This is a genomic window from Acidovorax sp. KNOB132 (genome assembly GCF_057541515.1).
Genome location: NZ_BAAJYT010000119.1, coordinates 1 through 10,879 on the forward strand (window position 1 = coordinate 1; position 10,879 = coordinate 10,879).

Annotated in this window: 8 protein-coding genes, 1 pseudogene and 1 riboswitch; of the genes and pseudogenes, 2 read left to right on the forward strand and 7 right to left on the reverse strand. The window is 70.7% G+C overall.

The annotated features are described in order from the left end of the window. Positions 1-89: 89 nt before the first annotated feature. From AC27IO_RS15140 to AC27IO_RS15155, 4 genes and pseudogenes are all read right to left on the reverse strand, one after another. Positions 90-923, reverse strand: a complete 834-nt coding sequence (locus AC27IO_RS15140) for an ABC transporter substrate-binding protein (RefSeq protein ID WP_272569755.1) — start codon at positions 921-923, stop codon at positions 90-92. Between the two features lie 80 nt (positions 924-1,003). Then, the gene (locus tag AC27IO_RS15145; RefSeq protein ID WP_498739476.1) at positions 1,004-1,621 is read right to left on the reverse strand and encodes a bifunctional adenosylcobinamide kinase/adenosylcobinamide-phosphate guanylyltransferase; all 618 of its coding nucleotides are present in this window, start codon (positions 1,619-1,621) and stop codon (positions 1,004-1,006) included. Beyond that, positions 1,618-3,023 (reverse strand): annotated as a pseudogene (locus tag AC27IO_RS15150) (nucleotide-binding protein). The gene AC27IO_RS15145 and the pseudogene AC27IO_RS15150 overlap by 4 nt, the downstream one beginning before the upstream one ends. 73 nt (positions 3,024-3,096) lie before the next feature. Continuing rightward, the gene (locus AC27IO_RS15155) at positions 3,097-4,995 is read right to left on the reverse strand and encodes a TonB-dependent receptor domain-containing protein (protein WP_317352376.1); all 1,899 of its coding nucleotides are present in this window, start codon (positions 4,993-4,995) and stop codon (positions 3,097-3,099) included. A gap of 90 nt (positions 4,996-5,085) precedes the next feature. After that, a riboswitch (cobalamin riboswitch) is annotated at positions 5,086-5,331 on the reverse strand. A 66-nt stretch (positions 5,332-5,397) separates the two neighbouring features. Between AC27IO_RS15155 and AC27IO_RS15160 the strand changes: the two genes are divergently transcribed. Further along, a complete protein-coding gene (locus tag AC27IO_RS15160; RefSeq protein WP_272548299.1) occupies positions 5,398-5,619 on the forward strand; it encodes a DUF904 domain-containing protein in 222 nt (73 codons plus the stop codon). Continuing rightward, positions 5,616-6,026 (forward strand): cell division protein ZapA, encoded by a 411-nt coding sequence (locus tag AC27IO_RS15165; protein WP_284406778.1) that lies wholly within the window; start codon positions 5,616-5,618, stop codon positions 6,024-6,026. Before AC27IO_RS15160 ends, AC27IO_RS15165 begins: the two co-directional genes overlap by 4 nt. Positions 6,027-6,280: 254 nt before the next feature. Here AC27IO_RS15165 and AC27IO_RS15170 read toward each other — a convergent pair whose 3' ends face one another. From AC27IO_RS15170 to AC27IO_RS15180, 3 genes are all read right to left on the reverse strand, one after another. Beyond that, entirely contained in the window at positions 6,281-8,758 is a 2,478-nt protein-coding gene (locus AC27IO_RS15170; protein ID WP_498739479.1) for a sensor domain-containing protein, read from the reverse strand. Continuing rightward, positions 8,755-10,053, reverse strand: coding sequence for a cyclic di-GMP phosphodiesterase (locus AC27IO_RS15175; RefSeq protein WP_498739480.1), 1,299 nt, complete (start codon positions 10,051-10,053; stop codon positions 8,755-8,757). The genes AC27IO_RS15170 and AC27IO_RS15175 overlap by 4 nt, the downstream gene beginning before the upstream one ends. A gap of 146 nt (positions 10,054-10,199) precedes the next feature. Continuing rightward, positions 10,200-10,879, reverse strand: a 680-nt coding sequence (locus AC27IO_RS15180; protein ID WP_498739481.1) for a sulfite exporter TauE/SafE family protein, incomplete at its 5' end; no start/stop codon positions are given.

The window sequence follows — 10,879 nt, forward strand, 5'->3', positions numbered from 1 at the left end:
GGGCTGCGCGGCATGCGAGGCCGCCGGCACGGGCTGCGATGGCATGGGCGATGACGATGGCATGGCGGGTGCGCCGTTCCGGGGCACGCTCATGGCGCCTTGTCCGCAAGGCAGCGCGCCATGATGCGCGCGGCCTCGGCCATGCGCGGGCCGGGGCGCACCACCACGTCGGCCTCGCCGGGACCGAAGAGGCAAACGCGCTGCTCGCGCACGGCTTTCAGGCTGTTCCAGCCGGGGTACATCGCCATGGACTGCATGCTGCGGTTGCCCACCATCATCACGTCGGGCCGCGCCCGCACGACGAACTCGGGGTTCAGCCGCGGGAACGGGCCCAGCTCGGGCGGCACCACGTTGCGCGCGCCCAGGCGCGCCAGCGTCTCGCCGATGAACGACGCCGTGCCTGCCGCATACGGCCCCCGGCTCACCTCGAAATACACGCGGGCCCCGCGCGCGCGGGCCGGCAGCGACTGCGTGGCGGCCTGCACGCCGGCGTCGATCACGCGCCACAGCCGGTCGGCCCCCTGCTCCTGCGGCACGCCGAGCAACTGGCCCAGCGTGGCGAGCACGCGGCGCACGTCGGCATGGGTCTTGGGCTCCAGCGCCACCACCTTCAGGCCCAATGCCTCCAGCCGGTCGCTGGCGCGCGAGCTGGTGGCCAGCAACACCACGTCGGGCTGCAGGGCGACGATGGCCTCGATGTTCGGATCGATGCCGCCGCCCAGTTGCGGCAGGCGCTGCACGGCTTCGGGCCAGTTGGAATAGCGGTCCACCCCCACCAGGCGCTGGCATTGCTGCAGCTCGCACACGCTCTCCGTCAGCGAGGGCAGCAGGCTCACGATGCGCTGCGGGGGCTGGGCGAATGCGACGGTGCGACCGCGCGCATCGGTCACCTCGAAGGCCTGCGCGGCCGTGGCACCGGCCATCCAGACGAAAGCCGCTAACGCCAGCCCCGCGGGCCACCGGCGAGCGGCATGGCAGCGCAGGCGTTGCAAGAAGCGGTGCGTCATGGCGTGTCCTTCAGCGTGAGCGGCAGGCCCGCCGCGACCAGGGTGACGCGCTGGCAGGCCTCGGCCACGCGCTGATTCAGGCTCCCCAGTGCATCGACGAAGGCGCGCACCTCGCGGCCCATGGGAATCACGCCCAGGCCGATCTCGTTGCCCACGAGCACCACCGGGCCGGGGGACTGGCGGATTGCTCCTAAAAACATAGCGCACTGCCCTAGCCAATCATGCGCTGGAGGCCGATTTGGCTCCAAACCCTCCGAGACCGGCGCTGGGGCCGGGGCCGGGGCCGGCATGAGCCAGTTGGTGAGCCAGAGCGTGAGGCAGTCCACCACGATCAGCGTATCGGCGCTGCCGTGGCGGGCGATGGCGCGGGCCAGGTCGAGCGGCTCTTCCAGCGTGCGCAGGCCGGGCACGCGCTCGGCGCGGTCGCGCTGGTGGCGCGCGATGCGTTCGCGCATCTCGTCGTCCCAGGGCTGTCCGGTGGCGATCAGCAGCGCGCGGTGCGTGGGCGAATCGGCCAGCCACTGGCGCGCCAGCAGCTCGGCACGGCGCGACTTGCCGCTCTTTTGGCCGCCCAGGATCAGCTCGCTGGCGGCAATGGGGCCGGGGCCGCTCATGCCGCCCCCCGTGGCGCATCCGGGCCGGCGCCCAGCAGGGCCGCCACCGCGCGCGGGCTCGACGGAAACCAGGCGTGGAAGTAGCTCGCGTGGATGCTGCCGTGGCGGTACAGCGCCTCGCCCGGGCCGAGCGGCCCGCGTGCGCGGGCCGCTCGGTGCGCGCACGCACCGGGGCCGGGCTGTCGCAGGTGGAGTAGTGGAAGGTGTGGCCGCGCAGCACGTGGCCGTCCACGTCCAGCTGCTGCGGCCCCAGGGCCGCCAGCCGTTTCTGCATGGCCACGCGGCCCGGCAGCAGCCCCCACAGGGGCCGGTGCTGGCCGTCGGCCAGGGTGATCGATTCGAACAGCGCCATCATGCCGCCGCATTCTGCCCACACCGCGCGGCCGGCCTGCACGTGCGCCCGCAGGCTGGCCCGCATGCCGGCGTGGCTGGCGATGCGGTCGGCATGCAGCTCGGGGTAGCCGCCGGGCAGCCAGACCGCATCGCACGGCGGCAGCGCGGCATCGGCCAGCGGCGAAAACCGCACCACCCGCGCGCCCAGCGCCTCCAGCGTGTCCAGGTTGGCGCGGTAGATGAAACAGAACGCCGCATCGTCCGCCACCGCCACCGTGCGGCCCTCCAGCAGCGGCGGCACGGGCTCGGACCGCTCGGGCGCCGCAAAGCGCACGGCCCAGAGCTGCAGTTCGTGCGGTTGAAGGCGGCCGAGTGGCGTGGCCGCCAGCGCATCGGCCGCGGCGTCCAGCCGCGCCAGGCCATCGGCCAGTTCGTGCGCGGCCACCAGGCCCAGGTGCCGCTCAGGCAGCAGGCCGGCCCGCGCCCGTGTGGGGGCAGCGGGTGTGGCCGTGGCACCGTCGGGCGCATCCCGCTGCACGCGCGGCAGCGCGCCCAGCCAGTCCGCGGGATCGTTGAGACCTGCGCGCAGCAGGTCAGCATGGCGTTCGGTGGCGACGCGGTTGGCCAGCACCCCGGCCCATGGCAGGCCCGCGCGGTAGTGCCGCAGGCCGTGCACCACGGCCCCCAGCGTGGCGCCCATGGCCGACGCATCGACCACCGCCAGCACCGGCAGCCCGAAGCGCTGCGCCAGATCGGCCAGGCTGGGGGCGCCGTCGAACAGGCCCATCACGCCTTCGATGAGGATCAGATCGGCCTCGCGCGCGGCGGCATGCAGGCGCTGGGCGATGTCGGACTCGCCGGTCATCCACAGATCGATCTGGTGCACCGGGGCGCCGCTGGCCAATTGGTGCCAGCAGGGATCGAGGAAATCAGGGCCACACTTGAAGACCCGCACCCGGCGCCCCTGGCGCGCGTGCAGCCGCGCGAGCGCCGCCGTCACGGTGGTCTTGCCCTGGCCGGACGCGGGTGCGGCGATGGCGATGGCGGGACAGCCCACGCTGCCCGCCATGCCAGCCGCTTCTTCTTCTCGCGCTGCTTCTCCCCTCGCCCTCATGGGTTCTTCATCGCTGGCTGCGCCGCGGTCATTGCGGTGCCCATTTGAGGCCCGCATAGAACGTGCGCCCCGCCGTGGCATAGGTGCGGGCCAGCTGGTAATCCTTGTCGGCCAGGTTGTCCACGCGCGCCAGCAGCGTCACGTCGCGTGCGATGCGCGTGCTGGCATACAGGTTGACGAGCGTGTAGCCGCCCAGCACCGTGGTATTGGCCGCGGTGTCGAAGCGCCGGCCCGAGGCCTGCACTTCGGTGCCCAGCGTCCAGCCGGCGACCTGGGTGTCGGCCCCCAGCGTGCCGTGGCGCTTGGAGCGCCGCGCCAGCAGCCGGCCCGTGTCTTCGTCGCGCGGGTTCTGGAAATCCACCGATCCGCGCAACTGTACGCCGGCCACCTTGTACGAGCCTGACAGCGTCACGCCGTCGTACTTGGCGCGCGCCGTGCTGGCATAGCAGCCGAAATTGGACTGGCAGCCGCCCGCCCCGCCGAACACGATGAGGTTCTTCACGCGGTTGCGGTAGGCCACGGCCGAGAAGGTGCCGGCGCCCTCGGCCCAGCGCAGGCCCACCTCGGCATTGCGACCCTCCTCCGGCTTGAGCGATGCCAGGCCGTACTCGCTGAAGCGCTGGTACAAGGTGGGCGCGCGGAACGAGGTGCCCACGGACGCGGTGGCGCGCCACTGCGGCGTGATGGCATAGCCGTACGCGGCGCTGCCGGTGTTCTGGCCGCCGAACTCGCTGTCGGAGTCATGCCGCACGTTGAACTGCAGCGTGTGGCCGCCGGCATTGAAGCCATAGCCCAGCGCGAGCGCGTCCTGCGAGCGCTTGCGGTCGATGGGCGCGTTCTCCAGGTGGTCCTCGCGGCGCTCCAGGGCCGCCGTCACCAGGTGCGGGCCCTGGCGCCATTCGTTCTGGAACAGGTAGCCGCGCAGGCGCGTGTCGGTGAGGTACACGGAAGGCCGCGTCTCGTAGCGGTCGCGCGAGTCGGTGACCGACACGCGGGTGGTGTATTGCGGGCTCCACTTCGCGGCCCAGTTCAGGCCGAGGGCGTGCATCTTGTGCAGGTTGCGGTCGTCGTTGCCCAGCGGCAGGGTGTCGTAGCCGGAGTTCATCTCGCTGGCCACCAGCGTGCCTTCCAGGCGGTGGACTGCATCGATCTGCAGGCCCACCCGGGCGTTGCCGGACGTGCGGCGATAGCCGTCCTTGTCGGGGTTCTGCGTGGCGACGGTGCGGGCGTTGAAGCCCTGGCTCGTCTCGCGCGCCAGGCCCACGGCATAGTCCACCGCGCCGCTGGCACCGCTCACGCCGGCCTCGGCCTTGTAGGTGCCCTGGCTGCCCACGCCGACGCCCACGTAGGGAGCGGTGCCGGCCTCGCCCCGGCGCGTGAAGATCTGCACCACGCCGCCGATGGCGTCCGAGCCGTACACCGCGCCGGCCGGGCCGCGCAGCACCTCGATGCGGTCGATGACGGCCAGCGGAATGGCCTCCCACGGCGCACCGCCGGTGGATTGCGAGTCCATGCGCACGCCGTCGATGTACACGGCCGTGAAGCGCGTCTCGGCGCCGCGCAGGTACAGGCTGGTGGCGCTGCCCGGGCCGCCGTTGCGGACCATCTCGACCCCGGGCAGGCGGGCCAGCACGTCGGCCAGGCCAGTCGCGCCGCTGTTCTCGATGGCCTCGCGGTCCAGCACGGACACGTCGGCCACCAGGTCGGCCAGCGGCTGGGGCGTGCGCGTGGCAGCCACCACGGTTTCGCCCAGGGAGGGCACGCGCTGGTTCTGCGCCAGCAGCACGGGGGCGTCCTGCGCCTGGGCGGCAGGTGCGGCGGCGAACGTGAGGGCCAGGGAAACAGCCAGGGCGGCAGGCCGCAGGGGCGAGGAAGGCACGGCAGCGGCAATGGCAGCGGCGCGCGCGGGGAACAAGGGCTTTTTCATGGAAACAGACAGACTGGCAAACATCCCCGCGCCGGCTTCCCCGCCGGCATTGGGCGAAACAGCCGCGCCTTCAGGACCATGGCGGTCCAAAGCGCGGCCACGTTGTTGGCCGGTATCCGGGCTGGCGGAGCGCCCTCCAGCGCCTTCCCAGGCGCTTGTTCAAGGCGCCCAGTGGCTCATGGCTGGAGAGTGAGTCGGAGAAAAGGGCCGACCCGTCCGCTGACCGTTGCGGGGGCAGCGCAGGCACGGCGCGCTCTGGCGAACGCAAACCTCCCTGCTTCCCGTTGAACTGCAGCATGCGAACCATGCTGCGAGCACCAACCCGCGGATTTTACGGGTGTTGCAGCCTGTAAACGCCGCCGGATGGGCGGGTGGTGGCGCCAACCCTACAATTGCGGCTGTATGGATCCATCCTCTCCCATCGACCAGATCGCCGAACGCGTGGAGCGGCTGCTGTTGCGCCATGCGGAACTGCAACGCGCCAATGCCTTGCTGACCGCCCAGGTGGTCCATCTCACCCAAGAGCGAGACTCGCTCAAATCCCGGCTCAATACCGCCCGCGCCCGTGTGGACGCGCTGCTGGAGAGCCTGCCTGCGACGCCCCCCTCGAAGGACGCCGAATGAAGCAGATCGAAGTCCAGATCATGCAGCAGAGCTACCTGCTGGGCTGCCCCGAGGGCCACGAATCGCGCCTGCTGCAGGCCGTTGAGCGCGTGGACACCGCCATGACGCGCATCCGCGATGCCGGCAAGGTGCGGGCCCGCGAGCGCATCGCCGTTTTGGCAGCGCTCAACCTGGCCTTCGAGATCGCCGACCGCGAAGAGGCCGATCTGGCGTCCGCTGCACAGGCCCAGGCGGCAGCCCCGACGGAGCCCGCGCCGCTGGCCCCGGCAGCCGGCCCGCAATCCACCGATGCCCCGGCGCCATTGCACGCCTCTCACGCCTCGCTGGCGGGCGACCCGTCCGGCCAGATGCAGTTGCTGCTGCGCCGGCTGGACGATGCGCTCGGCGACGACGGCCGCCTTCTTTAAAAGGGTTACGCAACGGCCGCTCGCGCGCCGTGCATGCAGCGCCTACAATGGAGACGTCTGCGGTGCTGCCGGGCTTTATATTTCCTTGAACCAATGCTCATTGAGCACGGGCTTGGTACATTGCCCGGTGAGCGTGATCATCTCGCGTCAGATGAACCCAACGCCTGGCTGCCCTCGCCCACCTGAACCCCCGGTTCAGGATGCCGGTCCGGTGGCATTCGCAGACACCTGTTTCTCCCACGGCCCGGCGGTTTTCACGCCGGCGTCGACAGTCCCCACGAATAGCTCTGGCGGCTCGCCAGCAGGCTTCTGAAGGCTTCGGCCGGCATCGCCGGCGCGCACAGATACCCCTGGAAGTAGCGGCAGTCCATCTGCTCTAGCGCCATGCGCTGCTGCTGCGTTTCCACGCCCTCCGCCACCACTTCAATGTGCAGCGCGCGCCCCATGTGCACGATGGCATTGATGATCGCGCGGTCGCCGTCGTCGTCGGGCAACCCCCGCACGAACGACTGGTCGATCTTGAGTTTGTGGATCGCCAGCTTTTTCAGATAGGCCAGGCTGGAATAGCCGGTGCCGAAATCATCGATGGCCAGGCCGATGCCCAGTTCGGCCAGCGCCTGCAGGCGCTGCTCCATCTCCAGCGCATCCTGCAGCAGGATGGTCTCGGTCAGCTCCAGTTCGAGCAGCGAGGCCGGCAGGCCGTGCTTGAGCAACAGCTGCGTGAGCCGATCGACGAAATCGGGCTGGCGGAATTCCAGCGCCGACACGTTGACGGCCATCACGAGCGGCGAGCCCGAGCGCATCCAGCGCGCAGCCTCCTGCACGGCCTGCTCCATGACCCATGAACCCAGCGTGATGATGTAGCCGGACTCTTCGGCCAGAGGAATGAAAACGCCCGGCGAAATGGGCCCCAGTTCCGGATCGGTCCAGCGCAGCAGCGCCTCGGCGCCCACCACGCTGCCGGTCGCCATGGCGACCTGCGGCTGGTAGTGGACCACCATGCGCTGCTGGCCCAGGGCCTGGCGCATGGCGTGTTCGAGCTTCATGCGCGACAGCAGGTCGGCATTCATCTGCGGCTGGTAGAAGCCGTAGCTTCCGCGGCCGCGCTCCTTCACGCGGTACATGGCGGTGTCGGCCTGCTTGATGAGGTCGTCCAGCGTCTCGCCGTCCTGCGGGTACAGCGCCACCCCGATGCTGCACTGAATGGAAAACCCCATGCCGTCGAGCATGAAGGGGCGCAGCATGTCCTCGAGCATGCGCCGCGCCACGCCTTCGGCGATCGCGGCATCGCCCCCGTGCAGGTACACCACGAACTCGTCGCCGCCCAGGCGGCACAGCATGTCGCTCTGGCGCAGGCACCCCTGCAGGCGCTTGGCCACGATCTGCAGCACGCGGTCGCCGAACAGGTGGCCCAGGGAGTCGTTGATGATCTTGAACCGGTCCAGGTCCACGAACAGGATGGCGAAGCTGCCGGCGTCCGGCCGTGGGCCCTGCTCAATCGCGTCGATGGCTTCGCCCACGCGGCGCGACAGGCGCAGCCGGTTGGGCAGGCCGGTGAGCACATCGCTGTACGCCAGTTCCTCGATGCGCGTGCGCGCCGCATGCTGCTGCGTGAGGTCGCGCATGAAGCCGATGCTCTGCAGCGCATTGCCCGTCTCGCTGCGCAGCACCACCCACGACAGGTGCACCGCGCAGGCCCGTCGCGCGGCCCCGTTCGCGCCGCCCTCGGGCAGGCGCAGCTCGCCCTCCCAGAAGCCGTCGCGGTCCCACGCCGCCAGGACGTGCTCCATCCAGCCGGGCTGCGCGCCCTCGGCTCCGAAGAGCGAAACCGCGGGCACGCCCTGCAAGGCGACCGCGGGCGCGCCGATCAGCCGCTCGCAGCTCGGGTTCATGCGCACGATCTGGTGCCGGTCATCGGCGATGAAGATGGCGTCCAGGCTGGAGTCGAACACCCGCGCGGCCAGCCGCAGGCTGGCCTGCGCCTCGGCGTTCAGCGTCACGTCGCGGAACGAGAACACCCGGCCCACGGGGCGGCCCTGGCTCAACTGCGGCACTGAGCGGCGCTCGATGATGGTGCCGTTGCGCAGGTGCAGGATGTCCGTGGTCTCGCGCCCCGGCTCCAGCGCGATGGACGACAGCCGCGCCCGGTAGGCATCGGCATCGGCCACCTGCTGCTGCATGTGGGCCACCACGGCAGCATCATTGCGCTGCACCAGCAGGTCCTCGGGCATGCCCCACAGCTGCGCCAGGCGCTGGTTGAAGGCCCGCATGCGCCCGGCCATGTCGTACACCAGCATGCCGTCGGCGGCGGAGTCGAGCGTGGCGCGCAGTTCGGACAGCAGGATTTCCAGCTCGCGCTCGGTCGAGGCCTGCTCGCGGCGATCGATCATGGTCACCAGCAGCAGCGCCTCGCCCTCGGGCGAATCCACGTGCGACACGCGCCGGTCCACCGGAATGAACTGGCCATCGCCCCCGAGCAGGCCGGAGTGCGACTGGATGCCGCGCATCAGCGCATCCCGCCCCTGCGCCCAGAAGTACAGGTCTTCCGGCGTGCAGGCCAGGAGTTCGACGGCGTCCGCGCCTTCCATGGTTTCGGGCGAGCGCCCGAGCAGCGCGGCCGCGCTCTGATTGGCGAAGCGCACCGTGAGCCCCTCGGGCTCGACCAGCCACACGGCCTCCAGCAACCCGTCGAACACGGCGCGCCACACGCTGCCTTGCGGGCCGCGGATCACGCCGGGGCCCCGGTCGGCGCTGCGTCGACGGCCCGTTCGAAGTAGTAGCAGATCCTCTTTCGGGGCGACAGATAGTCGAGCGCATCGCGCGGCAGCTGCGCGGGCCGCAGGCTGCGGCGGATGCCCAGCGCCGGCTGGTCTTCCAGATCGATCACCAGGGCATCGTCCTTGGAGACGCCGGACTCGTGCACGATCACCTTGGGCCGCAGCGGGCGGGCCGAATTCACGGCTGTCACGATGGCGTAGCGGTCGTCCACGAGCTGCACGATCGAGCCCGGCGGGTACACGCCCATCATGCGGATGAAGGCCCGCAGGACCACGGCGTCGAACCGTTGCTTGTGCTGCGCGAAGATCACCGACAGCGCCTCGTGCGGGGTCAACGCGTTGGCGCCCCGCAGCGGATTGCACAGCCGATCGTAGTAATTGACCAGCGCCAGCACCTGCCCTCCGCGGGAGATATCGGCCCCTTTGAGCTGGAGCGGAAAGCCCGTGCCATCGGCCATTTCATGGTGATGCGCGATGGCTTCGATGACGGCGGAGCCCAGGCCCATGCGTTCTGCCAGCACCACCGATTCGCCGACATGCGCCTCGTACAGGGCCTGGTCGGCCGGACCCAGCGCGGAATGCGGCTGAGCCACATGGGGCGGCAGCGTGATCTTGCCCAGGTCGTGCAGCAGCGCGGCCGCGCCCAGGGGCTGCAAGTCGTCGCCCAGCAGGCCCAGGGCCTTGCCCAGCAGCAGCGAAAGCACCATCACGTTGACCGAATGCAGCGCCGCGCGCGTGCCGACGCGCTCGGAGAGCAGGCGGATGGCGGAGTCGCCCTGGTCGAGCAGCTCATCCACGCAGGTGGACACCAGCGCGTTGGTGGAAGCACGCGCCTCCGAGGGGTCTTGCTCGGCGCTGGTGGCCAGGCGCTCGTACACCCGCGTGGCACGGGCGAAGCGCTCGTCGCAGGCAGCCAGGGAACGGCTCTGCGCCTTGATGCGCTCGCGGAACTCCGCCATGGAGGCCTGGGCGATCGAAGGCCCTGTCTCCACCGGTGCCCGGGCGGCTTCGGTCACGGGATCGGGCGCGGAAGGGTGGCCGGGCGGCAGCAGGCCCTGCACCGAGGGATCGCTTTTGGAAGGAATCCACCGCACCTGGGACAGGCCCAGGGCGGCCAGGGTACTGATCTGCTCCGGCGAGGCGATGCGGAAACTGCTGACCGGAAAAGGGTGGTTCATCCAGCCCAGATCGAGCTGGATGTACATGCCTACACGCAGCCGGCCGACATCGATGAGGAGGGGATTAGTCACTTTCGGGGGGCACCGGAGGGCGCCACGGGGACGCCGGGGTATTGGTAACCATTATCACCAGTTAATACACCCCCGAATCAAATGTCAAAAACTTCACGGACTACGGTCACGATAGGCTTTGTCAACCCCCTGCGCGCAGGGATTGGCTACAGGCACCAGGGCTCGGCCTGGCGGTGGAAAACGTCCATCCACAGCCCCCAGGCGGCAATGCCGAACAGCAGCAGGCCGGACAACCGCACGCCCCACCCGCCCCGCGCGTCCCCCGCGGCTCCGCCGCCCCGCAGCCGTTGCCAAAGCCACTGGCCTGCCACCAGCCAGGCCGCGCCACCCACGCCGAAGCACACCATGGCCAGCGCGCCGCGCCAGGGGTTTCCGGTCAACGCCGCGAGCAGCAGCGCGGAGTACAGCAGGCCGCAGGGCATGCAGGCCCAGGCCAGGCCCGTGGAGAACAGGCCGCCGGGCGAGCGCACCCAGGGGGCGACCCGCTGCCACAGCACCCGGCCCGCATGGTCCACCCAGGCCGGCTGCCGCGCCTGGAACACCAGCAGTACGGCCCAGGCGAGCACGGCGACGTGCAGCAGCGTCCAGGCCGGCCGCAGCGCAGCCGCGTGCTGGGTCAGCCAGGCCAGGCGGTCCATGGCCCAGGCCGCCATCGCGCCCGCCAGGGCGTACCCGGCCAGCCGGCCCAGATGGAAAGCGAAGGGCCGTGCCCACACCCGGTCCGCCGGCAAAGCCAGGCCGCGGCCCGCCCATCGCACCGTCTGCGCCCCTGCGTTTTCCGCCGCGGCGTGGGCCGGGGCCGCCAGCGCGCACCAGCGCCCCGCAG